This is a genomic window from Actinopolymorpha pittospori (assembly GCF_014873875.1).
GTDB lineage: Bacteria > Actinomycetota > Actinomycetes > Propionibacteriales > Actinopolymorphaceae > Actinopolymorpha > Actinopolymorpha pittospori.
Window position 1 is genome coordinate 1,840,092 of sequence record NZ_JADBEM010000001.1, and the last position, 24,259, is coordinate 1,864,350.

At 67.7% G+C, this 24,259-nt stretch carries 26 protein-coding genes, 2 tRNA genes and 1 pseudogene; 13 read left to right on the forward strand and 16 right to left on the reverse strand.

What is annotated here, in order from left to right; translation table 11 throughout:
* Positions 1-126: 126 nt before the first annotated feature.
* The 6 genes from gyrB to HEB94_RS08740 all read left to right on the forward strand — a co-directional run bounded on the left by gyrB (position 127) and on the right by HEB94_RS08740 (position 5,972).
* Positions 127-2,085 carry a DNA topoisomerase (ATP-hydrolyzing) subunit B gene (gyrB, locus tag HEB94_RS08715; RefSeq protein WP_337917533.1) on the forward strand — a complete coding sequence of 653 codons (1,959 nt, stop codon included), beginning with the start codon at positions 127-129 and terminating at the stop codon, positions 2,083-2,085.
* Positions 2,086-2,238: 153 nt separating this feature from the next.
* Positions 2,239-4,764, forward strand: a complete 2,526-nt coding sequence (gyrA, locus tag HEB94_RS08720) for a DNA gyrase subunit A (RefSeq protein ID WP_202897086.1) — start codon at positions 2,239-2,241, stop codon at positions 4,762-4,764.
* A 305-nt stretch (positions 4,765-5,069) separates the two neighbouring features.
* On the forward strand, positions 5,070-5,390 hold the full coding sequence (locus tag HEB94_RS08725; protein WP_192749426.1) for a DUF3566 domain-containing protein: 321 nt from the start codon (positions 5,070-5,072) through the stop codon (positions 5,388-5,390).
* A 140-nt stretch (positions 5,391-5,530) separates the two neighbouring features.
* Positions 5,531-5,604: transfer RNA gene (locus HEB94_RS08730), tRNA-Ile, on the forward strand.
* 115 nt (positions 5,605-5,719) lie between these two features.
* The gene (locus HEB94_RS08735) at positions 5,720-5,860 is read left to right on the forward strand and encodes a DLW-39 family protein (protein ID WP_192749427.1); all 141 of its coding nucleotides are present in this window, start codon (positions 5,720-5,722) and stop codon (positions 5,858-5,860) included.
* 36 nt (positions 5,861-5,896) lie between these two features.
* Positions 5,897-5,972 (forward strand) — tRNA-Ala (locus tag HEB94_RS08740).
* Positions 5,973-6,304: 332 nt separating this feature from the next.
* On the opposite strand, the gene HEB94_RS08745 is transcribed toward HEB94_RS08740, so the two are convergent.
* The 3 genes from HEB94_RS08745 to HEB94_RS08755 form a co-directional block, all read right to left on the reverse strand.
* Positions 6,305-7,147 (reverse strand): alpha/beta fold hydrolase, encoded by an 843-nt coding sequence (locus HEB94_RS08745; protein ID WP_192749428.1) that lies wholly within the window; start codon positions 7,145-7,147, stop codon positions 6,305-6,307.
* A 267-nt stretch (positions 7,148-7,414) separates the two neighbouring features.
* Complete coding sequence (locus HEB94_RS08750; RefSeq protein ID WP_192749429.1) at positions 7,415-7,807, reverse strand: hypothetical protein; 393 nt, start codon at positions 7,805-7,807, stop codon at positions 7,415-7,417.
* Positions 7,808-7,925: 118 nt separating this feature from the next.
* On the reverse strand, positions 7,926-8,264 hold the full coding sequence (locus HEB94_RS08755) for a VOC family protein (RefSeq protein ID WP_192749430.1): 339 nt from the start codon (positions 8,262-8,264) through the stop codon (positions 7,926-7,928).
* A 192-nt stretch (positions 8,265-8,456) separates the two neighbouring features.
* Here HEB94_RS08755 and HEB94_RS49130 point away from each other — a divergent pair, with 192 nt between their 5' ends.
* Positions 8,457-8,981, forward strand: a complete 525-nt coding sequence (locus HEB94_RS49130; RefSeq protein WP_202896230.1) for a hypothetical protein — start codon at positions 8,457-8,459, stop codon at positions 8,979-8,981.
* A gap of 324 nt (positions 8,982-9,305) precedes the next feature.
* Here HEB94_RS49130 and HEB94_RS08765 read toward each other — a convergent pair whose 3' ends face one another.
* From HEB94_RS08765 to HEB94_RS08780, 4 genes are all read right to left on the reverse strand, one after another.
* The gene (locus tag HEB94_RS08765) at positions 9,306-9,758 is read right to left on the reverse strand and encodes a DUF1707 domain-containing protein (RefSeq protein ID WP_192749431.1); all 453 of its coding nucleotides are present in this window, start codon (positions 9,756-9,758) and stop codon (positions 9,306-9,308) included.
* A gap of 157 nt (positions 9,759-9,915) precedes the next feature.
* Positions 9,916-10,707 carry a GNAT family N-acetyltransferase gene (locus HEB94_RS08770; protein WP_192749432.1) on the reverse strand — a complete coding sequence of 264 codons (792 nt, stop codon included), beginning with the start codon at positions 10,705-10,707 and terminating at the stop codon, positions 9,916-9,918.
* A gap of 97 nt (positions 10,708-10,804) precedes the next feature.
* Positions 10,805-11,524: a bleomycin resistance protein gene (locus HEB94_RS08775; RefSeq protein WP_192749433.1), complete on the reverse strand. Its 720-nt coding sequence runs from the start codon at positions 11,522-11,524 to the stop codon at positions 10,805-10,807.
* On the reverse strand, positions 11,524-11,964 hold the full coding sequence (locus HEB94_RS08780; RefSeq protein ID WP_192756326.1) for a MarR family transcriptional regulator: 441 nt from the start codon (positions 11,962-11,964) through the stop codon (positions 11,524-11,526). The genes HEB94_RS08775 and HEB94_RS08780 overlap by 1 nt, the downstream gene beginning before the upstream one ends.
* A 504-nt stretch (positions 11,965-12,468) precedes the next feature.
* Here HEB94_RS08780 and HEB94_RS08785 point away from each other — a divergent pair.
* Positions 12,469-13,254, forward strand: a complete 786-nt coding sequence (locus tag HEB94_RS08785; protein ID WP_192749434.1) for a hypothetical protein — start codon at positions 12,469-12,471, stop codon at positions 13,252-13,254.
* A 67-nt stretch (positions 13,255-13,321) separates the two neighbouring features.
* Here the strand turns inward: HEB94_RS08785 and HEB94_RS08790 are convergent, their stop codons facing one another.
* The 4 genes from HEB94_RS08790 to HEB94_RS08805 form a co-directional block, all read right to left on the reverse strand.
* The gene (locus tag HEB94_RS08790) at positions 13,322-13,864 is read right to left on the reverse strand and encodes a dihydrofolate reductase family protein (RefSeq protein ID WP_192749435.1); all 543 of its coding nucleotides are present in this window, start codon (positions 13,862-13,864) and stop codon (positions 13,322-13,324) included.
* Between the two features lie 63 nt (positions 13,865-13,927).
* Positions 13,928-15,001: a sigma-70 family RNA polymerase sigma factor gene (locus HEB94_RS08795; RefSeq protein ID WP_337917535.1), complete on the reverse strand. Its 1,074-nt coding sequence runs from the start codon at positions 14,999-15,001 to the stop codon at positions 13,928-13,930.
* Between the two features lie 154 nt (positions 15,002-15,155).
* Positions 15,156-15,680 carry a GNAT family N-acetyltransferase gene (locus tag HEB94_RS08800; protein ID WP_192749437.1) on the reverse strand — a complete coding sequence of 175 codons (525 nt, stop codon included), beginning with the start codon at positions 15,678-15,680 and terminating at the stop codon, positions 15,156-15,158.
* 81 nt (positions 15,681-15,761) lie between these two features.
* A complete protein-coding gene (locus HEB94_RS08805; protein ID WP_192749438.1) occupies positions 15,762-16,682 on the reverse strand; it encodes an aminoglycoside phosphotransferase family protein in 921 nt (306 codons plus the stop codon).
* Positions 16,683-16,801: 119 nt separating this feature from the next.
* Here HEB94_RS08805 and HEB94_RS54445 point away from each other — a divergent pair.
* The 5 genes and pseudogenes from HEB94_RS54445 to HEB94_RS08825 all read left to right on the forward strand — a co-directional run.
* Positions 16,802-17,440 (forward strand): annotated as a pseudogene (locus HEB94_RS54445) (ABC transporter permease); the annotation flags it as partial.
* 317 nt (positions 17,441-17,757) lie between these two features.
* Positions 17,758-18,000, forward strand: coding sequence for an ABC transporter permease (locus HEB94_RS54450; RefSeq protein WP_420481582.1), 243 nt, complete (start codon positions 17,758-17,760; stop codon positions 17,998-18,000).
* Between the two features lie 33 nt (positions 18,001-18,033).
* Positions 18,034-18,687, forward strand: coding sequence for a hypothetical protein (locus tag HEB94_RS08815; protein WP_192749439.1), 654 nt, complete (start codon positions 18,034-18,036; stop codon positions 18,685-18,687).
* A 153-nt stretch (positions 18,688-18,840) separates the two neighbouring features.
* The gene (locus HEB94_RS08820; protein WP_192749440.1) at positions 18,841-19,548 is read left to right on the forward strand and encodes an HAD family hydrolase; all 708 of its coding nucleotides are present in this window, start codon (positions 18,841-18,843) and stop codon (positions 19,546-19,548) included.
* A 63-nt stretch (positions 19,549-19,611) separates the two neighbouring features.
* The gene (locus tag HEB94_RS08825; RefSeq protein WP_192749441.1) at positions 19,612-20,181 is read left to right on the forward strand and encodes a hypothetical protein; all 570 of its coding nucleotides are present in this window, start codon (positions 19,612-19,614) and stop codon (positions 20,179-20,181) included.
* A gap of 27 nt (positions 20,182-20,208) precedes the next feature.
* On the opposite strand, the gene HEB94_RS08830 is transcribed toward HEB94_RS08825, so the two are convergent.
* From HEB94_RS08830 to HEB94_RS08850, 5 genes are all read right to left on the reverse strand, one after another.
* Positions 20,209-21,618 (reverse strand): MFS transporter, encoded by a 1,410-nt coding sequence (locus HEB94_RS08830; protein WP_192749442.1) that lies wholly within the window; start codon positions 21,616-21,618, stop codon positions 20,209-20,211.
* A gap of 73 nt (positions 21,619-21,691) precedes the next feature.
* On the reverse strand, positions 21,692-22,366 hold the full coding sequence (locus HEB94_RS08835; RefSeq protein ID WP_192749443.1) for a hypothetical protein: 675 nt from the start codon (positions 22,364-22,366) through the stop codon (positions 21,692-21,694).
* Complete coding sequence (locus HEB94_RS08840; RefSeq protein WP_192749444.1) at positions 22,363-22,551, reverse strand: hypothetical protein; 189 nt, start codon at positions 22,549-22,551, stop codon at positions 22,363-22,365. The genes HEB94_RS08835 and HEB94_RS08840 overlap by 4 nt, the downstream gene beginning before the upstream one ends.
* A 168-nt stretch (positions 22,552-22,719) precedes the next feature.
* Positions 22,720-23,331: a class I SAM-dependent methyltransferase gene (locus HEB94_RS08845; protein ID WP_192749445.1), complete on the reverse strand. Its 612-nt coding sequence runs from the start codon at positions 23,329-23,331 to the stop codon at positions 22,720-22,722.
* Positions 23,328-23,930 carry a phosphotransferase-like protein gene (locus HEB94_RS08850; RefSeq protein WP_192749446.1) on the reverse strand — a complete coding sequence of 201 codons (603 nt, stop codon included), beginning with the start codon at positions 23,928-23,930 and terminating at the stop codon, positions 23,328-23,330. Before HEB94_RS08850 ends, HEB94_RS08845 begins: the two co-directional genes overlap by 4 nt.
* Between the last annotated feature and the right edge of the window lie 329 nt (positions 23,931-24,259).

Genomic DNA, 24,259 nt, shown 5'->3' on the forward strand with positions numbered 1-24,259 from the left:
CCGGCCAGGTACACTGAACAGGACTTTAGGCCGCTCCAACGTCTGGGGCGCCTCGTTCCGTCGGGCACCGGACGTCCCCACCGGAGCGGTCCTTTTGTGTGTCCGTTGGCAGGAGGTCAACCGCACGTGACGACTGGTGAAGTGCCGCAGTACGACGCTAGCGCGATCACTGTTCTGGAGGGCCTGGACGCTGTTCGTAAGCGTCCAGGTATGTACATCGGATCCACCGGTGAACGCGGACTCCACCAGCTGGTCACGGAGGTGGTCGACAACGCGGTGGACGAGGCCATGGCCGGCTACGCCGACCGGGTCGATGTCACCTTGCTCGCCGACGGCGGCTGCCGGGTCATCGACAACGGCCGAGGGTTCCCGACCGGGATCATCGAGTCGGAGGGCCGCTCGGCGGTCGAGGTCGTCCTCACGGTGCTGCACGCGGGCGGCAAGTTCGGCGGTGGCGGCTACAAGGTTTCCGGCGGTCTGCACGGCGTTGGCATCTCAGTCGTCAACGCGCTGTCCAGCCGTGTCGAGGTCGAGGTCAAGAACGCCGGCTACCGCTGGACCCAGAGCTACCGCGTGGGCGTGCCCGACCACCCGCTGCAGCGGCACGAGGAGACCGGCGAGACCGGGTCGACGGTGACGTTCTGGGCGAGTGAGGAGATCTTCGAGACGACGACGTACTCCTTCGAGACGATCTCCACCCGCCTGCGGGAGATGGCCTTCCTCAACAAGGGCCTGACGATGACGCTCCGGGACGAGCGCCTCGAGCTCAGCGACACGGGCGAAGCGCGCGAGGTCGAGTACCGCTACGACAACGGCCTCCTCGACTACGTCCAGCACCTCAACGCCGCCAAGGACCCCATCCACCGCAGCGTGGTCGCCTTCGAGTCCGAGGACAACGAGGTCGGGATGAGCCTCGACGTGGCGATGCAGTGGAACACCTCCTTCACCGAGTCGGTGCACACCTTCGCCAACACGATCAACACCCACGAGGGCGGCACCCACGAGGAAGGGTTCCGGTCCGCGCTCACCAGCCTCGTCAACAAGTGGGGCGAGGACTGGGGCATGATCAAGAAGCGCGAGGACCGGCTCTCCGGCGACGACGTCCGTGAAGGACTCACCGCGATCATCTCGGTGAAGCTGGAGGAGCCGCAGTTCGAGGGTCAGACCAAGACCAAGCTCGGCAACACCGAGGCGAAGACGTTCGTCCAGACCCTCCTCTACGACCGGCTCGGTGAGTGGTTCGAGAAGAACCCGGGCGAAGGCAAGGACATCGTCCGTAAGGGCATCGCCGCCGCGACCGCCCGCGTGGCCGCCCGTAAGGCCCGCGACCTCGCCCGCAACCGCAAGGGGCTGCTGGGCGGCGGTGGCCTACCCGGCAAGCTCGCCGACTGCCAGTCGACCAACCCGGACGAGTGCGAGGTCTTCATCGTCGAGGGTGACTCCGCGGGTGGCTCGGCCAAGGGTGGCCGCGATCCCCGGATCCAGGCGATCCTCCCGATCCGCGGCAAGATCCTCAACGTCGAGCGGGCCCGCATCGACCGGGTCCTGCAGAACAACGAGGTCCAGGCGATCATCGCCGCGCTCGGTACCGGCATCCACGAGGACTTCGACCTCGACAAGCTCCGCTACCACAAGGTCGTACTGATGGCCGACGCCGACGTCGACGGCCAGCACATCACGACGTTGCTGTTGACGTTGCTGTTCCGGTTCATGAAGCCGGTCATCGAGGCCGGACACGTCTACATCGCCCAGCCGCCGCTGTTCAAGATCCGCTGGTCCAACGCCGCGCACGAGCTGGCCTACAACGACCGGGAGCGCGACGGGTTGCTCGCCGCGGGCCAGGAGGCCGGCCGCAAGCTGCCCAAGGACAACCCGATCCAGCGCTACAAGGGTCTGGGCGAGATGAACGCCGACGAGCTGTGGGAAACCACGATGGACCCCGAAGGTCGCATCCTGGGGCAGGTCACGCTTGACGACGCCGCCCAGGCCGACGAGATCTTCTCCATCCTCATGGGTGAGGACGTCGAGCAACGACGTTCGTTCATCCAGCGGAACGCCAAGGACGTGCGCTTCCTTGACATCTGACCGGCTCGGCACGTCACGGCGGCTCCAGTGGGCCGCCGTGACGTGCGCGACGAAGGACTGTTTTTCTCCTAAGGAACGGGCCAAGTGACCGAAGACACCACCGCCATCCCCCCGCCCCCCGGACGCATCAACCCTGTCGATCTCCAGTCGGAGATGCAGCGCAACTACCTCGAGTACGCGATGAGCGTGATCGTGGGCCGGGCGTTGCCGGACGTCCGGGACGGACTGAAGCCGGTTCACGTGCGGGTGCTGTATGCGATGTACGACGGTGGCTACCGGCCCGACCGCGGCTTCTCCAAGTGCTCGCGCGTCGTCGGTGACGTCATGGGTCAGTACCACCCCCACGGCGACAGCGCGATCTACGACACCCTGGTCGGCCTCGCCCAGCCGTGGACCAAGCGGTACCCGCTCGTCCAGGGCCAGGGCAACTTCGGTTCGCCGGGTAACGACCCGCCCGCCGCGATGCGATACACCGAGTGCCGGATGGCGCCGCTCGCCATGGAGATGGTGCGCGACATCGACGAGGACACCGTCGAGTTCCGGCCCAACTACGACGGCCGCGGCCAGGAGCCCGTCGTCCTGCCGAGCCGGTTCCCGAACCTGCTCGTCAACGGCTCGGCCGGCATCGCCGTCGGTATGGCGACCAACATCCCGCCGCACAACATGCGCGAGGTCTCAGCGGCGGCGCTGTGGGCACTGGAGCACCCCGAAGCCTCCCGTGAGGAACTCCTCGAGGCCGCGATGGAGCGGATCCCGGGGCCGGACTTCCCGACGGGTGCGCTGATCGTCGGCCACCGCGGGATCGAGGACACCTACCGCACCGGCCGGGGTTCGATCACCATGCGTGCGGTGGTCGACGTCGAGGAGGACTCCAAGGGACGCACCTGCCTCGTCATCACCGAGCTTCCCTACCAGGTCAACCCGGACAACCTCGCGCTCCGCATCGCCGAGCTCGCCGACTCGGGCAAGGTCACCGGGATCGCCGACGTGCGGGACGACTCCTCCTCGCGCACCGGCCAGCGGCTGGTCGTCGTCCTCAAGCGTGACGCGATCGCGAAGGTCGTCCTGAACAACCTCTACAAGCACACGCAGCTGCAGGACAACTTCGGCGCCAACATGCTGGCGCTCGTCGACGGGATCCCCCGCACCCTGTCGCTCGACCTGTTCCTGTCGTACTGGATCGACCACCAGATCGAGGTCATCCAGCGGCGGACCCGCTACCGCCTGCGAAAGGCGGAGGAGGACGCGCACATCTACCGCGGCCTCGCCAAGGCGTTGGACGCGTTGGACGAGGTCATCGCGTTGATCCGGCGTAGCCCGTCCGCCGACGAGGCGCGTACCGGTCTGATCGAGCTGCTCGAGATCGACGAGATCCAGGCGCGGGCGATCCTCGACATGCAGCTGCGCCGGCTGGCCGCCCTGGAGCGCCAGGCCATCCTGGAGCGCCTGCAGGAGCTCGAGGACCGCATCGCCGACCTGCAGGACATCCTCGCCTCGCCCGAGCGGCAGCGCACGATCGTCGCGGAGGAGCTCACCGCGATCGTCGACAAGTACGGCGACGACCGGCGTTCGCAGATCATCCCCGCCGACGGCGACCTCACCGCGGCCGACCTCATCCCCGACGAGGAGGTCGTGGTCACCATCACGATGGGTGGCTACGCCAAGCGGACCCGAAGCGATCTCTACCGCAGCCAGCGGCGCGGCGGCAAGGGCGTCCGGGGCGCGGCGCTGCGGGGCGACGACGTGATCGACCACCTGTTCGTGACCCGCACCCACCACTGGTTGCTGTTCTTCACCAACCGAGGTCGCGTCTACCGCGCCAAGGGCTACGAGCTTCCCGAGGCGGCACGTGACGCCAAGGGCGGCCACGTCGCGGGTCTCCTGTCGTTCCAGCCGGACGAGGAGATCGCCCAGGTGCTGGCGATCGAGGACTACGAGCAGTTCCCCTACCTCGTTCTCGCGACCAAGAAGGGCCTGGTCAAGAAGACGCCGCTGCGGGAGTACGACTCCAACCGCGCGGCCGGCGTCATCGCGCTCAACTTCCGCGACGAGGACGACGAGCTGATCGGCGCCGAACTCGTCCACGCCGAAGACGAACTACTCCTGGTCTCGCGCAAGGCACAGGCCGTGCGTTTCATGGCCGATGACGGACAGTTGCGGCCGATGGGGCGCGCCACCTCCGGTGTGACCGGCATGCGGTTCCGTGAGAGTGACGAACTTCTCTCCATGGCGGTCATCCGCGCAGGTGAGGAGGAGGGTCAGTTCGTCTTCACGGTGACTGACGGTGGGTACGCGAAACGTACGGCCGTGACGGAATACCGTCGTCAGGGCCGTGGCGGACTCGGAATCAAGGCTATGCGTATCTCCGATGCCCGGGGCTCGCTCGTCGGAGCGATCGTCGTAAGCAACGGGGATCGGGTTCTGTGCGTCAAGGCAAGTGGGCAGGTAACCAGGAGTCCGGTTGCGGACGTCCCGGCCAAGGGTCGTGACACCATGGGGGTCATCTTCGCGGGCGTCCGCGGGGGGGACACGGTCGTTGCGATTGCTCGTAACACCGAGGACGATGCTGGGGACGAGGGGAAACCGGAGACGCCCGATGACCTGCCCGCCGATGATGGACGTACAGAAGATGGCCCGGATGAGCAAGACCGGGCCGACAGCCAGGAGGACAGCACGTGACACGGAACGGCGGGCCTGACGAATCCGCTACCCAAGTCATCTCCACGTCCGGGGGCGGAGCCGGCCAGAACGAACCTCGGGGGCAGAACGGACCAAACGGTCCCGAAGCGCCTCCGAGGGGAGCGCCGCAGCGCCCCGACCTGCGTCGGCCCGAGCCGCAGCGCTACACGGACCCGGTAGCCATCCGGGAACGTAACGGGCTCCGCCAGCGGGTGATGTCGGCCCCACAGCAGCCCGCAGCGGACCCGCGAAACCGGGTCCGGCGGGCGCGCCTGCGGGCCGTCCGCCTGGACCCGTGGTCTGTGATGAAGACGGCGTTCCTGTTGTCGATCGCGTTCGCCATCGTCACGGTCGTCGCCGTCACGGTTGTCTGGTATGTCCTACAAGCGGCGGGTGTGTACGAATCGATCAGTCGTACCGTCACCGACGTGCTCGGCAGCGCGTCCGAGACCCGCTTCAACCTCGAGGACTACATCGGGCTCCAGCGCGTACTCGGCTTCACCGCCCTCATCTGCGTGGTCGACGTGGTCCTCATCACGGCCATCTCCACACTTTGCGCCTTCCTCTACAACCTGTCCGCCAGCCTGCTCGGCGGCCTCGAGGTCACCCTCGCCGAAGAGGAGTGACCCCCCTCCGTCCCCGGTGACACCCACGACGGTCTGAGCTGCACCCGCCCCGCTACCTGGTCCCTCTTGCCCATCAATGCCCCCGTGGCCAACCGGTTTGGGTGGGACGCTAGGGTTGCGGTAACGTTCGTCGGCGCCCCGGGCCTATAGCTCAGACGGTTAGAGCGCTTCCCTGATAAGGAAGAGGTCACTGGTTCAAGTCCAGTTAGGCCCACTCCCCGGAATGCTCGGAGACGAGCGAGTGCAGTGGTCAGCGGCGAGCCCCTGCCCCAGGAGCTCGCGAAGTCATCACGACGATCCAGCCGTGTTGTTCGCTAGGAGGCTTCCCTATGGCCAAGAAGGCACTCCTCGCCGCGATTGCCATTGTCGGCGGGTGGCTCGCCTACAAGCGGTTGCAGGCCGACAAGGCAGAGCAGAATCTGTGGGCAGAGGCCACCGACCCGGTCCCGCCCTCCGGCAGCCTCCACTGACCCGATCGACGTCCCGACGCCTCGGCGTCGCCCTCCGGGGGCGTAGCTCAACTGGCAGAGCACTGCCTTTGCAAGGCAGGGGTTAGGGGTTCGAGTCCCCTCGTCTCCACCACCACAAAACACCAGGTCAACCCTCATCCGGCTCACCGGACCCATTCTCGGGGTGGTGAGCGAAGACCTGAAGACGCGCCCTTCCGGATCTGGCTCGGCGAACTCGGAGACGTGCCAGCGAAGCGCCGGGAGGAGTTCGCTCGGGATGCCGACCCGGCGTCGACCAGCCGCCGACCTCGGTCCCTTGATCACCTCGTACGCCTGTTGTGAGCGATCCGACAGCGGGACGATTTCGGGGCGACTGCGCCGGATTCCGCTGGCCGACGCCGGCCCGCTGCGGCGCAACTGTCTCAACCAGCCTGCAACCTACGACGGGCGGGGCCGGAGCGGCGGTCAGGAGGTGTGGCGCAACAGGGCGTCCACGACTGCCGGCCACGTCACGCGCGGCACGCCCTGGCCGACGCCGGGCAGTGTGAGCAGCGTGGCGCCCGGGATCTCCGCGGCGAGCGTCACCCCGTTCCCGTGGGGGAAGAACGGATCCTCGTCCCCGTGCACTACCAGGGTCGGCGCGGTGATCTCGCCGAGCCGCTCGCGCCACCGCGGCTGGCAGTCGATGGCAGCGAACATGGTGCCGAGGTGGCTCGCACGCTGCGCCTTCGCCGTCCGTCCCGCTCGGTCGAAGATCGACCCGGCAGACGCCCGTACGTCCTGCTCGTCGAATCCCCACGACCCGGACATCAGCGACGCGGAACTGGTCACGTAGTCGACCACGCTGTTGCGATCGGTCCAGTCCGGCTTCGGACGCCCGAACAGCTGCTCCATGACCTCCGGCGCGTGGTCGGGTAGGTCGGGATCGACCGGACCGGGCGCGACCGGACGGGTGGAGACCAGCGTCAGCGACGCAACCTGGTCGGGATGGTCGAGCGCGAGCAGCTGCGCGATGAAACCGCCGACGCCCATCCCGACCACGTGCGTACGCCCCAGATTCAGCGCCACCAACAGCTCGGACGCGTCTTTCACCAGGTCGCGCAGGTCGTAGGTGGGCGCGTCCGGGTCGACGAACGTCGACTGGCCCGCGTCGCGCAGGTCGTAGCGCACCACATACCGCCCGGCCAGCGCCGCGCACAGCTGGTCCGGCCAGCTCAGCATGGTGATGCCGACCAGCAGCGCCGGCGGATCGGCCGGGTCTCCGAAGGTCTCCACGCACAACTCGACACCGTTGACCTTGATCCGCATTTCCGCTCCTTCTGAATCAGCAGCTGGTACAGGACAGCGCCCAGAAACTCAGCGCGTTGGCCTGTAGTAGACAGACCACCTGCCACCACAAAACTCATCGGTCGGCAACGCACGTAGGTGCCCCGTCGAGGCCACGCGACGCCGAAGGTTCGTGGCCGGGCCGCCCTCCGCGTGCCGCCCCGCCGGTCCTCCATGCTCACCGTGTCGACGGGATGAGACGGGAGGCGTGTGCGGGGGCGCCTCCACGGCGTGGGCGTGTCGAAGGCGTCAGCCCTGTGCCCGGGCGGGCAGCGCTCTGAGCGCGACCGCTTGACTGGTGGCGAACAGCGCAATGTCGATGGCGATTGCCAAGATCGCCAGGACGACCAGCAGGGTCGCTGCTGTGGCGGACGCCACTGCGACGACGGCGGTGGCGAGCACGTTGACCGCCATGACCAAGCGGAGAGCCCACCGCAGCGGGACACGAGAGAGCAGCCACAGAACCGCACCAGCCCAGACGACAACCACGCCCCCGGCGACCACGAAGACCAGGGCAGGGAGCGTCACCACGTGGGTGAGGTGTGGCGCGGCGAGGGCGACGGCAACACCCAACACGGCGCAGTAAGCGGCATCAAGCCGGAGACTCCAGCGGCCGACCTTCTCGCCGTTGATGTGCGCCACCTCGTACCCCTCGTCTGCGGTGAACCTGTCCCGACTCGCCGCAATCGTAAGCCGGGCTTGAGGAAAGTCGACACAGTCATGGGTGCCGAAGAGTCCGTGGGTGAGGTGGCAGGGCTGTTCAGCCGGGAATGACTCCGAACCCGACCTCGTTGCCGTCGGGGTCGCGATACACCGCCTTGCGCGCCTCCCCGTAGCTCTCCCATTTCACCGGGTCGATCCCGCGTTCGGCGATCTCGGCAGTTCGGGCGTCCAGATCGTCGATCATTATCGCGTGCTCGGCGTGACCGGCGTGCTCAGCATCCTCCTTGATGTACAGCCATCGATGCTCGGCGAGTTCCCATACCGCCTCTGTGTCGGTTGCGACAAAGGTCGGCTCGGATCCGAGTAGGCGCTCGTACCACGGTTTCGCAGCCTCGTAGTCTCGAACGTAGATTCCGGCGAACAGATCGAGCGGCACGGTGAACCTCCGGTCGTTGATGTCAGGGTCTATACGTGAACAGACCAGCGGCGCGCCCGAAACTCATCGACTGCTCGGCGCCGGGAGCCCACGCGCTTCCTCAGCCAGATTTCCTTGGTGCTGGCGCGTCGAGGCCTCTAGCCTGACCGGATGGTCACGAGGGCCCGGGACGGGCGCACATGGCGCATCGGAATGAATTCCGAGGTCGCCTGGATCGCCGATGGCATCTCCGTGGACCGGACCATCACCGCCGCCATCCCGCCGGTCTTCGAGGCCTACGCGACGGTCTTGCTGCCCCACGGAGGCCAGGGGCAGGACGAACATGACCGTGCCGTGCTCACACTGCTGAGCGAGCAGTCTGTGGGCCAGCCGTGGTGGTTGGGCTATCTCGACACCGGCGCCGACGACATCGTCTTCCCCGATGCGCCCAAGGTGACCCTGTACTCGGCCTGGCACTACGTGTTGGTCGAGGCTGGACCGGAGCAGGCCGCCACCTGGCGCCAGGGTGGCGACTGGTCGTTCTGGAAGGGCGCCTTGCCGAACCTGATCTTCCCCAGCGACCGCTCGTGGCTGGTCTCGACGCTGTGGGATGACGATTGGACCTGCCTCGGCGGATCGGCAGACCTGGTGGGCACGTTCCTGCGTCACCCCCTGCTGCGCGCCAGGGAGGTCACCCTCGGCCAGGACGCCACACCGCCCGGCCATCAGGCGCTGTGACGAACCGGGCCCAGCCGTGGCCTTGTTCATGGCTGGACTTTCTCTTCGACAGGAACGTGCCCTGCGGACACGCGCTAGTTGTCGTCGAGATACGCCTGCGCCGGATCGTCGTCGAGGTTGTACTCCAGGACCGGAGTGCTTGTTCGAGGAGTTCGACGATCTCGGCCTCGAGTGAGCGTCCGTCGATGTCGGCCGCCATCTTGAGCTTCACATGCAGATTGATCGGAAGCTGCAGGTTGATGTCCATGGTCACCCGGTGACCATACTCAGATCAGCCCACTGTGATGGCGTTTCGGCACGATTACACCATCTCCTGTACGTGGCCTAATGATGGTCCTCCCGCCCTCGACTGGGGCCGCTCAGCCGACCACGAATGCCGCGCACAACCAGGAGGGTGGAGATGACACCAGCCACGCTCGTGACCAGTGCCAGCGCACCGGCGTCCTCCCCTACAGAGTCGACCCAGAGGAAGATCAGGAGCCACGAGAACAACAGCAGAAGGACACCGCTGCTCACCCAGATCAACGGGTGCATGAGATATGAGGAAACAGAGCGGCGGGGTCCGGATGGTGCCGCCTCCGATATCGGCAGGTCGGCGAGGAGTCGGCCAAGGTCGCCGGCGGTTCGTGCGGTGAGTGCGAGCCCGAGTCGTTCCTCGAACTCCTCCGGGTCCAACCTGCCCGGTGCGTGATGGGCGGCGAGCAGTTCGGCACACGATTGACGTTCCTCATCACCAATGAGTGGTGGCCTTCGAACCGGAGTGTGCTCGATACTCACCCGTACCCCCTGACGTGTCGCGGTGCTGTACCGAACCGTAGCGCCGGCCAGATCAGCCGAGAACATTTGCGCCAGGGTGTCGTGTGTCAGTTGGCCGAGCTGGCCAACTGACCCCGCGAACGAACAGTTCCTGCGGGGGTTTGCCGTTGTCCGGGGGTTAGGAGAAGTCGCACACGAAGATGGAGTACGTCTCGACCCGGTGGAGGCCAACCTTCCCCGCCACCGCGACAGAGGGCAGGTTGTCCGTCCAGGCATCCCAGTAGGGCGTGAGCTTCCGGCCAACACAGTGCTCCACGAACGCGGCCGCGGTCAGCGTCGCGAAGCCCTGCCCCTGGAACGCTTCGACCGTTTCGATACCGATACCGCACCGCGTCTCACTCACACATTCGGCTGTGCACCAGCACACGATCTTCTCGGCGTCGTGGGCGACGAAACCGAATCCCTGCCGTCGAAAATCCTCCACGGAGTTCCAGCATGAGGCGATCTCCGCGACGACGTCGGCGAAGTGGGTGAGCTCGCGGAGTTCGTCGACATGCTTGTCGATCGCGCTGATCCGGAAGCCGGCGGGGATCCGCGGTGACCGGACCAGATCGGGTGCCGTTACGCCGTTTCCCTGGTAGAGAACGCGTTCTCGCCGTCGCAGCGGGTACCCGGCGAACACCGAATCGGCACTATCGTCAGTAACGTACAGCTTGAGAAAACCAGGCCGGTTCGACACGACCTCCCGTTCGAACAACTCCCGCCAGTCTTCGGGCCGGTCGGCGGGGCCGGCGAGATAGACACAGTGTGCGCCGTCCCAGACCAGCGCGGTTCGCGGCACCGGGAGGTCGTCGACCCACACCCGTGCGGGAGCGTTGCCCGCGATCACGGCGTCGATGACGAGGGTGAGGTGCTCCGCGTCGAAGAGCTGCCGTACGCGGCCGATCTCGCGATCCAGCGGCAGGGCCATCCCTCGAAGGTAGTGCTGCCTTTCATGTCGCTCCAGCCGTTATCGGAGCCACGCCCGAATGCGGCTCCGACAACGGCTGACGAACCGTCTCACTGGTTCAGCTGGCATCCGAAACGGTGTCGAGGCACAGTTCGTCGACCGCCGCGAGCGTCTCGCCCAGGCGTTCCCGATCCTCGCTCGTCAGCGGGATGGCGCGCAGCTCGGCCAGTACGGCGGCCGCGCGGGTCGGGTCCTGCAGGGTGATGGCCAACTCGGCGCGATAGGCCAGGGCCTCCACGCGCTCCGCGGCGCTCGCGTCGGTGGTTCGGGTGAGGGCGCCGTCGAGGATCTTGGCCGCCTGGGCCGCCTCGCCGTGACTGTCGGCCAGGACGACGGCGTTCTCCAGGGTGCGGGCGAGCTTTCCGGTCTCGACCGACGGCGCGGGAGACGCCGTCGCCTTCGCTGGAAAGATGCGGATCCAGTTCCCGCCCGGGTCGATCACCGTGAACCCGGACAGGCCTTCGGCGTTCTTGCGGGGCCTCGGCCTCGTCATCCGCGGGATACCGGACAGGGGAACCTTCCCGTACGCCGCCCGCAACCCGTCGGAGAAGGCGCGGTGCAGAGTCGCGGTGTCGGGGACCTGCAGAATGCAGCTGCCGTAGGAGTTCGCCGGCTCGAAGTCCGGCATGCCGAAGAAGTGCAACTCGATGTCGTCCAGGCTCATCGCGAGATAAGGGTCGGGCCTCGTCTGCCGGTAGGTGCGCCGGAAACCCAGCGCCGCGTAGAACGTCTGCATGTCGTCGATCGATGCGCACGGCAGGAGCGGGACGGCGATCATCATTCCTCCAACAGGTCGCCGAGATCGCGCAGCGTGCTGCTGGCCGCGCGGAGTTCGGAGAGGGAGAGACGGGAGGAGATCTGGTTCGCCCACGCTGCCTGGCGACGTTCGACCTCTCGCAGGGCTGAGGTTCCGCGTGGGGTGAGAGTGAGGAGCCGCGCTCGCCGGTCACGGGGATTGTCCTGGAACGTGATCATGCCGTCGTGGGCGAGACTGTTCGCCGTTTGCTGCACGGTCTGTCGAGTCAGGCCCATCGCCCTGGCCACCTGCGCGACGGTGCTCGGGCCATGGTCGACGACCCCGAGAACCTGCCACCTGGCGCTGGTCAGCCCCGCCGGGCGGGCGAGTTCGTCGCCGGCGGCGAGCAGGAGGCCGTTCAGCCGGAAGACCTCGACCAACAGGTGGGAGAACTCCAGTCCGCGACCCGTCAACGCTTCCACAGCGCCCAAGCTGCCAGATTGACAGGTACCTGTCAATGCGGCGGCCCACGTGTAGGGCGTGCTTGACGGCGCGGAACCAAGTCATCAGTTACGGAGTTCCGTGCCGCTCCACGAGTCGGGGCAGCCTTCGTCGCGCTTCCGTGCTGTCCTCAAAATCCAATCGAACTCCAGTGTTCTCGCGGGAGACCGTCACCTTCCTGACATCCATGCCGTTTATTCCCATGGGTGGTCGGCGTGATCGTCCCCGGGTGAGTAGCGACAGTCTCCCCGACCGCGCACGAAGTAGTTGGAAGGATCCTGGCCATGCTGAATCACGATCGGAGGCGTGCCCGCATTCGAGACCGGCAGATCCTCGTTCTCGCGCTCATGTTCGTTCCATTCGTTCTGAGTGGCTGCGGACCCGCGACAGTCCAGCGCCTCACCGGTCATGGCAATGGCGCCGAGAGCTCATCGCCAAACGCTCGCGCCACCTCGCGAGGAGCGAAGCTCGCCGAGGTCGAGCAGGTGCTCAAGGAGCAGGACTACGTCTGCTACGAGACCGTGCCCAAGCCGAACGTCATCCATTCCTGCTACCTGACCGCCCCTGACGGAGCGGAGATGGCCGTCCGCATGAGGGCGGCGGCTGACGGTGAAGTCGTCGAGGTCACCCTCAAGGGACGGCAGTCGGGGACGAGAGGATCGACCAGTCCCGACCCGCGGGGCGACGTGCTCGAGCCGTCCAAAGATGCGTTAACGGCCATCAGCCATGTCTTGTTGAGTGTTGAAGACACCAAGCACCTTCAGGTGGAGAACGTCAGGGTGACGAAACGTATCTCGGTGCCGTGGGGGAGCGTTCAGGTCGGCCTCTCTACGCAGCAGGCCTTCGCGAGCTTCGTCAGGGCTGGAAGCAAGCCACTCGGGGGCAAGCACCCGTTGCCTGTCCCGAGGGAGGAGGTGGTACGAGGTCTGCGCGCGGCAGGATTCGTTTGTGAGGGCGACTTCTCCCTGAACTGCGGCAAGCGCGACGTCAACGTCTCGATTCGAGAGACCGTGATTCTCCTCGCCGTCTGGGGCCATCCACCGTTGGCAGACACCGTCGTAGCCGCTCACACCGAGACTTTGCTCCAGCAGGTCGCGAAGGGAGCCACCCGGGACGCCGTGACGTCGTGGGCGAAGGCGAGGCTGAACCCGGAGTACGGCTTCGTCCAGGGTGATGTCGGCGGGTTGCACATCGAGATCGTCCGCGACGAGTCCATTACGCATCGGGACGCTGCCGAGGTCATCATCCACGACGCGCGATCGGCCCTCTGACCTCTCGGCCACGTCCGGGAGGCGGTCCGACCGCGATCGGTCGGACGGTCAGGTCACCGCGCAGGGCCTACTTGACGACGCGGAGCCAGATACCCGTCGCGTGCGGCGCGTTGGTCTGGGTGAGGGTTTCGAGTTTGATGTTGGCGCCGCCGGGACGATCGAACAACCGGACGCCGTCCCCGAGCAGGACCGGCGCGACGAACACGAGGATCTCGTCGAGTACGCCGGCGTCAAGGCACTGCTGGGCGACGTTCGCGCCGATCACGTTGACGTACTTGTCGCCGGCCGCCGCCTTCGCCGCGGAGACGGCGCTGTCGAGGTCGGTGACGAAGGTGATCCCCGGTACGGGAGTGTCCGGGGCGTGATGAGTGAGGACGAACTGCGGTCCGCTCCAGCCGCCCCCGAAGGGCTCGCCTTCCTGGGGCGTGCCCCGGTGCGGATCGTCACCGCCGAAGCTGCGCCGGCCGACGAGCAGCGAACCGATCGTGCTGATCAGGGTGTCGACGACCGGGTTGGGGCCGAAGTGTTCGGTCAACCAGGACATGTCGCCACCGGGCCCGGCGATGTAGCCGTCCAGCGACATGGTGGCGGAGTACAGCAACCTGCTCATGACCTACCTCCGAGGAGCCATCGTTGGGGTGGTCCCCGTTGAGACGGCGGCTCGTGCGGAAAGTCATCGGTGGGCGGGCGGCAGTGTCATGGGCAGGTCGAACGCCGGAAACAGAGCGAGGTCGTGGAAGGAGATGAGCTCGGTGATGAGACCGTCCTCGATCCGGAGTACGCCGACCGCGAAGGCGCGGAAATCTCGCTCACCCGGAAGTCGTACGTAGAGTCCCAACGCCGGCTGCTGGTTGGCTCCGGTCGGCACCGTCCTGAACTCCCCCGAGTAGTGCGGAGAGTCGGGGTTCCAGCTCACCCTCAGCGTCGCGAGGACGGCATCGCGGCCCCGGAACCACATCGGCCATGGCGGCATCATGGCCCGGACGTCCTCGGCCAGTAGCTCGGCGAGGGCGGTGAGGTCGGCGTGCTCGACCGCCTCCATGTAGCGCCGCAGGACCGCACGTTCCTGCTCCGACGGTTGGGCGGCCGGTGCCCACTCCAGACGCCGCTCGGGCAGATGCTCACGAAGGGTCGCCCGAGCCCGCTGCAAGGCGCTGTTGACGGACGCCACACTGCCCTCGAGTTGCTCGGCGGTCTCCTTCGCCGACCAGCCGAGGACGTCGCGCAGGATCAGCACCGCCCGCTGCCGGGGCGGCAGATGCTGGATCGCGGCCAGGAACGCGAGCTCGATCGTCTCCCGGTCCACGGCCACGGAGTCTGGTTCGTCCTCGCTCGGCGCGACCGGCTCCCAGCGCGGATCCGGCTCGGTCAGCCGGTCCGGAAAAGGCTGCAGCCACGCGATGTCGGCCGTCGGCGGCAGCGGGGCGTGCGGATCCGACGGTCCTTCGACATGGTGCGGGAGGACACGGCGGGACCGCCCGTCGAGGGCGTCCAGGCAGGCATTCGTCGCGATCCGGTACAGCCAGGCACGGAACGTCGACCGGCCCTCGAAGCGAGCGAGGTTGCGCCAGGCACGCAGGAACGTCTCCTGCACCAGGTCCTCCGACTCCTCGAAGGAGCCGAGCATCCGGTAGCAGTGCACCCGCAGCTCACGCCGGTGCCGCTCCACCAGCGTCTCGAACGCCGCCTCGTCGCCCGACCGCGCGGCGGCGACGGTCGTCTCCTCGACACCTGTGCCTGTGCTCACCAACGGTCCTCCGTCCGCGGTCCCGACCAGAAGCTTCGTGGACGGCACACGCTACGGCAGACCGACGACAGATCTAAGTCACCCGCCCGGTGGAGACGGAGGAGTCGCGCGTCGTCCCCGCCGACGCAAGGACACCTTGCCAGGTGGCGACCGGTCAGGACGCGCGCTGATGCGGCCCGTCGTAGAGGATCCGCTGGAACAGGTGGTTGTCCCGCCACTCACCGTTGATGTGCAGGTAGCGCGGGGCCGTTCCGATCTGCTCGAACCCGCACTTGTGCAGAACCCGTTGCGACACGACGTTGTCCACCAGCGTGCTCGCTCCGACCCGGTGCAGGCCGAGGTCGTCACGGGCCGCCCGGCAGGACTCCTCCGCGAGCCGGGTGGCCAGCCCGCGGCCGGTGTAGGCGGCGTCCACCCAGTACCCCAGGTCCACGCTGGACAGCGCTCCGCGTACGAGGTTGGAAAGCGTTGCCTCGCCGACGATGAGGTCCCCGTCGACCAGGTGCCAGCGGTGGACGTCGGGGTTGGCCAGCCGCTCGGCCTGTGCCTCGGGGGTGAAGAAGCTGGCCGGACGGTCGGGATCCCAGCGCCGCATGTGGTCCCGGTTGCGGATGAGGGCCGCGGTGACGGCTTCCGCATGGTCCGGCGTCGCCGGCTTGAGGGCGATGGAGTCGAGCATCCGGCTACGGTAGCGAGGGCCCTCCCGGACGGGGCCAGCCAGTCCCGGACCGCCGGTGGACCAGTGGCGGATTAGTGGCGATCAGTCGGTCCCGGACCGTTGCCCGCCGGTACGAGCGTGATCTGCGAGGACCTCCCGGATGACGTGGCGCGCGTTCGCGGCCATCACGGGATTGGTGTGCTGGTAGTAGGGCAGTTGGATGAGGGCGATGGCCAGGGCTCGACCACGTCCCCGCGCCCAGGCCGCGTCATCGGCTGCCAGGGCCTCGCGGAAGTCGTCCCGGACACTGGCCGGAAGGACACTCCACGCGACGATCAGGTCACAGGCGGGATCGCCGACGCCGGTGGTGGCGAAGTCGATCACGGCGCTGAGTCGCCCGCGGTCGACGAGCAGGTTTCCGGGTAGCAGGTCGGCGTGCACCCAGACGGGCGGACCGGACCAGTCGGGCACCCGCAGGGCCTCGTCCCACGCTGCGGTCGCCGCGTCGGTGTCGATCATGCCGTGCAGGTCCTTGATCGCCGAACGCGCCGGCGCGTCCATGGCGGACAGCGGTCCGCCACGATAGGCGGGCGGACCGTCTGGCAGGTCCACCGCACGGAAAGCCGCGACGAACCCCGCGAGGTCGGCGGCGAGTGACCGCGGATCCTCCAGCGAGTCCTCGAGCGGGTTCTCCCCCTCGAGCCAGCGGTAGACCGACCAGGGCCAGGGGTAGTCCGGGCCAGGCGTCCCTTGGCCAAGCAGTGTCGGGATCGGGACCGGCAGCAGTGGGGCGAGTCGCGGCAACCAGACGTGGTCCTTCGCCACGTCCTCGATGCCCCACTCGACGCGTGGGAGTCGCACCGCCAGGTCGTCGCCCAGGCGAAAGAGCGCGTTGACGGTTCCGGACGAGGCGAACGGACGGATCGGCAGGTCCGCCCAGTGCGGAAACTGGTCGGTGAGCAGTCCACGTACGAGGTCGACATCGAGGTCGATCTCGTCGGCGTGCATCTTGCCTGCGCTCATGAGCACCTTTCCGGCTGGAACCGAACCACCGCGCGACCTCGACGGCCCGCCGCGGGAAGGACTGGCCGGTGACTCGCCGAGATGCCGGCCGACGGTATCCGAACGGTTCGGGACCCGGTGTGTCAACTCGTTCCCGAAGGGCTACGGCGCCTCCGAACCCGCTCAGCCTGGGTCTGGGTGCCCCCGGCGCTGGACGGAAGTCGCACCGTGAACGTCGAGCCCTGCCCGGGGACACTCGTGGCGGCGACCTCGTCACGGGGATACCGGCATCGAGTCAGGCCGCGCTGCTCGACCAACTGACCGCGCTCGGCACCAACATCCTGCGTGTCGACCCACTCCCACAGCAGGGTCAGCCCGCCCAACTGCCCACCAACGCACGCGCCCTGGTGGAACGCATCGGCCCGGTCACCGACTCCGCGGTCGTCGCCAACACGCACACGAACGTACGCCGTAACGACCTTCTCGACCCGCTCGACGGCGGCGGACTCACGGTGCTCGCCGCCAGCCCCAACCTGCTCGACGTGCTCAACGCACACGTGCGATCCGGAACCTTCCTCACCTCGGCAGGCAGGAAGTTCCCGACGGTCGTCCTCGGGTACGTCGCCGCGAGCAGGCTCGGCATCGACCGGATCCGACCAGGCCAGGAACCTCCCCAGGTCGTGATCGGCCATACCTGGTTCACCGTCGTCGGGGTGCTCGGTCCCATGCCACTCGCCGAGGACATCGAACGTTCGGTGATCGTCGGATGGGAGGCCGCCGAATCGACACTCGCGTTCGACGGGCACCCGACGGTCGTCTACGTCAAGTCGCGCGAGGACGCGATCGAGTCGGTGCGCACCGTCCTGCCACCCACCCTGTATCCACGAGTCCCGGGCCTCCTGCAGGTCAGCCAGCCCTCACAGGCCCTCGCCGCCAAACGGGCGACACAGAGCAACTTCTCCGGCCTGTTCCTCGGCCTCGCCGGAGTCGCGCTCCTCGTCGGAGGGGTCGGAATCGCCAACACCATGGTCATCTCCGTACTCGAACGGCGGGGTGAGATCGCCCTCCCCGCGCGCTCGGCGCCACCCGAGGGCAGATACGTGCGCAGTTCCTCACCGAGGCGGTCGCTCTCTCCACGCTCGGGGGCCTCGGCGGGATCGTGGTCGGCGTCCCCGTCGTCCTCGGCTATGCGACCTTGCAGGGCTGGCCTCCCGTGGTCCCGGTGTCGGCGATGGCGCTCGGGATCGTCGGCGCGGTCGTGGTCGGGATGCTCGCCGGGCTGCACCCCTCCATCCGCGCCTCCCGCCTGACGCCGACCGAAGCGCTCGCGTCGACCTGATGACGTCGCGTTCCTGACACTGAAAGGACCCACATGAAAGCAAGCGTGAAGGCGCTCGTCGTCGCGTTCCTCGTCGGTCTCGCACTGGTGGCGGGGGGATGCGCCAACTCCGGGAAGGCCGACGACCCGCCCGGGACGACGAACGGCGCGGCTGGAAGCGATGCGGACGGAGGCGCTGCGGGATCAGATGGCGCGGGATCGGGGGACGTCGCCACGCTCCAGGACCCGTCGACGTCCAGGGCCACGCCGACGCAGGCGCCTCCCGAAGACTCCGGGCGTCCCCGCCGACGCCTCGACATGAGCCCGTCGGACATCAAGTTCCTCTACGCGCCGTACAACAAGTGCATGGCCAAGCACGGGGTCACGGGCCTCGACGACGCCACGGGGGGCCAGGTGATCCCGGGCGTCGCGATCCCCGAGGATGCCCTCGAAGCCTGCATCTCGCTGCAGCCGCTGCCGGCGTGGGAACAGGATCGCAACAACCCGCAGGCGATGGACTTCGCCCAGAAGATCCTCGAGTGTCTGAAGGGGAAGGGCGTCAAATACGTCGAGCTCTACAACGGTCCCGCCTCCGAGGCCGTCGGACCGGTCTTCGGCGGACCACAACACGACGAACAGTCGAACGTCCTCGGGCAGAAGTACCTACCGGTGTGCACGCAGGAGGTCTACGCCGCCCAGCACAAGTAGGGCATCCGCGGCGGGTCCGGTACGCGCCTTGGGCGAGGTCGCTCGGAGGTGGCCTGATCGCACCGATACTCGCCCAAGGCGGCGTCGCTTCTGGGAACACACCGGTCGGAGCTGGGAGGGTGGGACCCACGCGTCGAAAGGAAGTGGGTCCGCATGACTCCCGTGCCGAGCGAGAGCCTGGAAAGCGTCCTCGATCGGACCTGGCCGGTGTTGATGGACTTCGACGGACCCGTCTGCCCGATCTTCTCCGGAGGTCGCAACGCCGTCGTGGCCGAACGGATGCGGGAGACGCTCCGTTCCGCCGGCGTCGAGGTTCCCGACGACGTGGCGGCCACCTCCGACCCGATCGACGTACTCCGGTTCACCGCAGGGCTCCGGCGCGGCGAACTCACCCACCATGTCGAGGACACGTTCGTCGCGGGAGAGACCGGGGCGGCGCGGGAGGGTACGCCAACCCCGGGCGCCCACGACGCGATCAGGGCCTGCGACCAGGCCGGCCGACCGGTCGTGGTCGTCAGCAACAACTCCGTCCAGGCCATCCGTACCTACCTCGAGCTCCATCACCTCAACGACCTCATCCACGCCGTCATCGGACGGGTTCCGGCCCGGCCGGACCTGCTGAAGCCACACCCGGAGCCGGTACGCAGGGCCCTGCGCGTCCTCGGCGACGGCCGGCAGTCTCCGGTCCTCGTCGGCGACTCCACCACCGACATGGAGGTCGCCCAGGTGGCGGGGCTGGCGAGCATCGGATACGCCAAGGCACCCGAGCGGGTTCCCGGGCTCGTCCGGGCGGGCGCTGACGCGGTGACCGAGGACATGGCGGAGATCGCCAGGGTCGTACGCGCCGGTCGCTCCGCCTGACGGCCCTCCCGCGGTTCGTCGACCACCGTCCGGGGCGTCGTTCGGGCATCTACCGTGGGTGGCATGGAAGAGGATGTGCTCGCCTGCCAGAAGGTTCTCCACGACGGTCTGCCGGAATCCGTACCCGCGGAGCTCGACGATCAGCACCCGTTCATCCCGCTGGGCGTCGACATCGACGGCGACGTGGCGGCGGTGGCGCTCGTCGTACGGTGGATGGAGGGACCGATGGCCGGTCGTCCGGGGATCCAGAAGTATGCGTTCCGGCGATGCGGCGGCGAATGGGTCTACCTCGGCGGCGGTGGCGGCAACGTGCACGACTACCCGCTGAGGAACCGACGCCCAGCCGGCGAGCAGCGCGGAGGCTACCTGCGCCCATGTTCCTTGGGACAATCACTCCGCGATCGCGACCGTATCCATCCACCGGAAGCCAGCTGGGTGTTCAGCGCCGAGCTCCAGGCCTCGATCGAGGTCGAGCGGGTGCAGATCGACCACCGCACGTTGCCGGTGCCGTTCCATGGTCACGTCCTCGTCGTCTGGTCCACGCCGAAGCCGCCGCCACTGACAGCTCTTGCCGCCGACGGAACTCCCCTCGCCTCCGTCGATCTGACCGACCCGGCGTCGTCTGTGCGATAGCTCCGACTGCGGCCGTGAGCCCTTCACCTACTGGGGATCGTGCTGCCGGCCGCGCGCGAGCGAGAGGAACGTGCCGACCACGCAGCACGCGAAGAGCACCAGACCGGCCACCTGGAACGACGAGGCAGACACCCGGGCTGCGACCGAAGGACCCGCGACGACAGCGAGGACGAGTGCCGTTCCGGTGAGCCCGGCGACGTTCGCGATCGTCGAACGAACCGCCCCGGCGACGCCACGGCGGTCGGGTTCGACGCTGGCCATGATGGCGTGAGTGTTCGGGGTCGTGAAGAGACCGGTGCCCACACCGATGGCCGCCAGACAGACGCCCGTCACCCAGTACGGCGGATGCGCGGGAAACGCGAACACCAGTCCCAGCAGGGCGGCCGCGTGCAGCGCCACTCCCCAACTGCTGAGCACCCGGCTCTCGTACCGCCTGGCCAACCGGCCGGCGAGGGGCGCCGCGACCAGCGCGCCGACCGTCGACGGAACCAGCCGCAGCCCGGCGTCCAGGGCGGTCAGCCCCATGACGCGTTGGAAGTACAGCGACAGCAGGAGCGCGATGGAGAAGTCGGACACCGCGACGAGTCCGTGGCAGACGTAGGCAGCCGCCCGCGACCACACGGTGAACAGACTCAGGTCGAGGAGCGGGTGTCGCCGGCCGCGTTCGAACAGTACGAACGCCACGAGCATGCCGGCCGAGAACGTCGCGACGCCAAGCCCTACGGGGTTTTCCCACCCCCAGGACTGTCCACCGGAGAGGAAGACCAGCAGTCCGGTCAGCGCGACCGCGGACAGGCCCGCGCCCGCGTAGTCGAACGACTGCCGGGTCGTGGGTAGGTGGGGGCGAAGGAGGAGCAGCGCACCCACCAGGCCGATGACACCGAAGGGAACGCTGAACCAGAACACCGCCTGGCCGCCGAACCTCGTCACCAGCGCCCCACCCACGACGGGCCCGGCCAGCCCGAACGCGGAGAAGATCGACGCGCTGATTCCCATGCCGGTGCTCAACAGGTCGCGTGGGAATGCGTCGGTGAGCAGGGCCGAGGAGTTCACGATGATGGCCGCGGCGCCGACGGCCTGCAGGATTCTCATCAGGATGAGGACGTCGGCTGATGTCGCTGCCGCGCAGCCCGCACAGGCGAGTGTGAACGTGGCGATGCCCGCGATGTAGAGGCGGCGACGTCCGAGCATGTCCGCGAGTCGTCCGAAGCTGAGCAACAGAACGGTGCTCACCAACCAGTACGCCGAGACGACCAGCGTGATCTGCGTGTTGGTCGCGGACGTCTGCCGAGTGATGTCGGGCAGGGCGAGGTTGAGCATTCCGGCGTTCAACGCCGGTTGGGAGACGACCACGACGTTCAGTGCGAGGACCCGCCAGGCGTAGCGTCGTTGGGCGGGGTCTGATCGTTCCTGGTCGTCGGGCTCAGAAGATCCCACGGGAGAAGGATATTGGAGAACCAGTGCCTTCGGGGTGAGAGAAAGGCTCGGTTGTCAGTCTGGCCGTTCCGGCTCACACGTCGGCGTGGTCGCCGTCAGACGCGGGCAGCGGCTCACCGAACCAACGCCATCTCGTCAACGGCTCGCGGCCTTCCAGCGGTCCGCGACCCGTGCACCACAACACCGTCTGCCACCTGGGGGTGTCGAGTGGGGCGTCGCGAAAGAGTCGCCGCAGAACGCGGTCGCACAGGTCCACGTCCGGAGCCCAGGGGAGGTCCAGAGCCCGCGTCACGTCGTAGGTGTGTACGAGAGTTTCGAGGATCCCCATGGCGGCGAAGCCTTCGGGATCAGAGACGCCGAAGATGTGGTGGGCCCGCACCTGGGGGGCTGTCGTACGCACGAGTGCGGAAAGGAAGGCGCCACACGCGTCCAGAACCTGTAGCAGCCCGTCGGTGCCGGAGTCAAATTCGACGAAGATGGAGCTGTTGGGCCCGCCGGTGCGCTTGGCGTGGAAGGCGAAGGGGACGTGAGTGGTGGTCGGCGGCGTCCTGGGAGCGATCTGCCCGGCGTAGGCGAACAGGTCGTCACAGACGTGTTCGACGGTCTCCCAGCAGGTCCACTCGAGACCGTGCGCCAGAACGGACCACGCGTCACCATGGACCACGGACAGCGCCGTCACCGCGGCACCGACCGCGGCGTCAACGTCGTCGGCGGTCACGGGCCGGCGAGGGTGGGACGAGGCGTTCATCGAGGCTCTCCGCGGGAGTCGTGTCCGGATGGGTCGGACTGTCCAGGTGGGTCGGGCTGGTCACCTCGGTCGGGTACGTCACCGGAGCGACCGTTGGCGTCGCCGTCGGATCGCCTTCGGGAGCGGGCCTCCACCAGGACCACACCGACCGCGATGAAGATGACGAGCAGGAGTCCGTAGTGCACGGAACGAGTCTGCCGGACCACCCCGGCCGCATCGCCCGTGGGCACCCGGGCGCTGCGGAGTGGGGCGATCAGGTGACCAACGGTGGTCAGCCCGCGGGGAGCGGGTCGGCGACCGTCAGGTAGCGGTTGACGGCGTGGCGCACCCTGGGATGGGGCACGAGCGGGTCCCTACCGCGGTCGACGCAGCGTCAGGGACTGGAAGTTGGCGCTCTCGACCACGTGGAAGTCCACTGTCTCGAAGTACCGACTGGTGAACCGCTGGATCTGCTCGTCGGTACACCAGGAGAAGAACCTCCACGGCACGTGGTCGTCGCGTTCGAGCGGCCCTTCGTGCCCGCGTCCGCGATAGACGCCCAGAAAGAACAGTCCACCGGGCTTCATGACGGTCTGGATGGCCTCGAGCGCGGCGGACAGATCGGTGTTCGGTACGTGCAGCAGACAGTTGAAGGCGTAGACGGCGTCGAAGGAGGCAGGTGGCACCTCCAGGTTGAGGAAATCGGCGACCCGTGCGTCGACGCCCTTCGCTCGACAGTGGGCCACCATCACCGGCGACAGGTCGGTAGCAAGGACGTCAAGGCCCTCGTGCAGGAAGAACGCGCTGTCCTGTCCGGTGCCCGCGCCGACCTCGAGCAGCCGCTGACAGTCCTCCGCTCGGAGTCGTTCCAGGAACGTTTCGCGCTCCTGGCGCTTCCATTCCGGTTTCTCACTCCGTTCGCGGTCGGCGGCGCCACCGTCGTAGGCCGTCCGGAGGCTGTCGAGGACTTCGTTGTAACGGGTCATGGTCGCTCCCGATCGGGACGTGGGCCGGATGGGACGGGGTGGTGAGGAGCGGGCGGTGTGGTGGGTTCGGCGTCGAGGCCGAGTTGGGCCAGCACGTCCTCGGCGCACTCCTGCGACGATCTCACCGAGGTGTCGACCAGGGCGGCGTAGCGCATCCCGTCGTGGATGTCTCGTGCCTGGCGGGACGCCCAGCCCACGGGACGCACCTCCGGCCGGGTTCGCTCTCGCGCTGTGAGCTCCGGGTCGGCACAGGTGACCCCCACCAGGCGGAGATCGTAGGGCGCGAAGACGCCCATGCAGGCATCCCGCAGGTCACGATCCTCATAGGGCAGCGAACCGTCCAGGATCACGTGGAAACCGGCCCGCGCCCACGTCGCGACCGACTCATGGAAGGCCAGGACGACCGCTCCCGGGTCGCCAGCTGGGGAATCCCAGCCAGGATGGGTGTGCGGCACGTTGGGGAACGCCCGGTCGGCCTCGACCAGGACCGCGGGGACGGGCAGGCGCTGCTGCAGAGCTCTCGCCAGGCTGGTCTTTCCAGACGAGGACGGGCCGGACACCAGGATGACGAGCGTCGGGCTGGGCTGCCGATTCGTCATGGTGTCATTGTCGTGCCGACCACCTCCATCCGGAAGCCCCGACAGCGATGTCAACTTCTGCTTGACATTCGTCGGTGGTGGGCGGCTGTACTCCCGGGCTCGCGCAGCGGACCCACCAGAGGCGTCGTCGTGGGCCACCACGACGCGCGACAGGCGCGCGAGCATCTCCACAGGCTCGTCCACAGCCAGGGGACTGGCGGCGGGCGTGGTTCGGGCGCCGATGCCGGTCAGGGGTTCCGGAGGCTGGTGTCGGACGCTGAAGCCCGTCAGTTCGTGATTCAGGGAGAGACCGGGCACCCTGGGTCGTTGGGGACGGTGAAGGGTCCTGT

Coding starts and splice junctions, on each gene's coding strand:
- gyrA (WP_202897086.1), top strand. CDS start 2,239: ATGCAGCGCAACTACCTCGAGTACGCGATGAGCGTGATCGTGGGCCGG.
- HEB94_RS08820 (WP_192749440.1), top strand. CDS start 18,841: ATGACTCCCGTGCCGAGCGAGAGCCTGGAAAGCGTCCTCGATCGGACC.
- HEB94_RS08805 (WP_192749438.1), bottom strand. CDS start 16,682: ATGAGCGCAGGCAAGATGCACGCCGACGAGATCGACCTCGATGTCGAC.
- HEB94_RS08790 (WP_192749435.1), bottom strand. CDS start 13,864: ATGAGCAGGTTGCTGTACTCCGCCACCATGTCGCTGGACGGCTACATC.
- HEB94_RS49130 (WP_202896230.1), top strand. CDS start 8,457: ATGAATTCCGAGGTCGCCTGGATCGCCGATGGCATCTCCGTGGACCGG.
- HEB94_RS08775 (WP_192749433.1), bottom strand. CDS start 11,524: ATGATCGCCGTCCCGCTCCTGCCGTGCGCATCGATCGACGACATGCAG.
- HEB94_RS08800 (WP_192749437.1), bottom strand. CDS start 15,680: ATGCTCGACTCCATCGCCCTCAAGCCGGCGACGCCGGACCATGCGGAA.
- HEB94_RS08815 (WP_192749439.1), top strand. CDS start 18,034: ATGAAAGCAAGCGTGAAGGCGCTCGTCGTCGCGTTCCTCGTCGGTCTC.
- HEB94_RS08835 (WP_192749443.1), bottom strand. CDS start 22,366: ATGAACGCCTCGTCCCACCCTCGCCGGCCCGTGACCGCCGACGACGTT.
- HEB94_RS08735 (WP_192749427.1), top strand. CDS start 5,720: ATGGCCAAGAAGGCACTCCTCGCCGCGATTGCCATTGTCGGCGGGTGG.
- HEB94_RS08745 (WP_192749428.1), bottom strand. CDS start 7,147: ATGCGGATCAAGGTCAACGGTGTCGAGTTGTGCGTGGAGACCTTCGGA.
- HEB94_RS08825 (WP_192749441.1), top strand. CDS start 19,612: ATGGAAGAGGATGTGCTCGCCTGCCAGAAGGTTCTCCACGACGGTCTG.
- HEB94_RS08850 (WP_192749446.1), bottom strand. CDS start 23,930: ATGACGAATCGGCAGCCCAGCCCGACGCTCGTCATCCTGGTGTCCGGC.
- HEB94_RS08770 (WP_192749432.1), bottom strand. CDS start 10,707: ATGGCCCTGCCGCTGGATCGCGAGATCGGCCGCGTACGGCAGCTCTTC.
- HEB94_RS08725 (WP_192749426.1), top strand. CDS start 5,070: ATGAAGACGGCGTTCCTGTTGTCGATCGCGTTCGCCATCGTCACGGTC.
- HEB94_RS08845 (WP_192749445.1), bottom strand. CDS start 23,331: ATGACCCGTTACAACGAAGTCCTCGACAGCCTCCGGACGGCCTACGAC.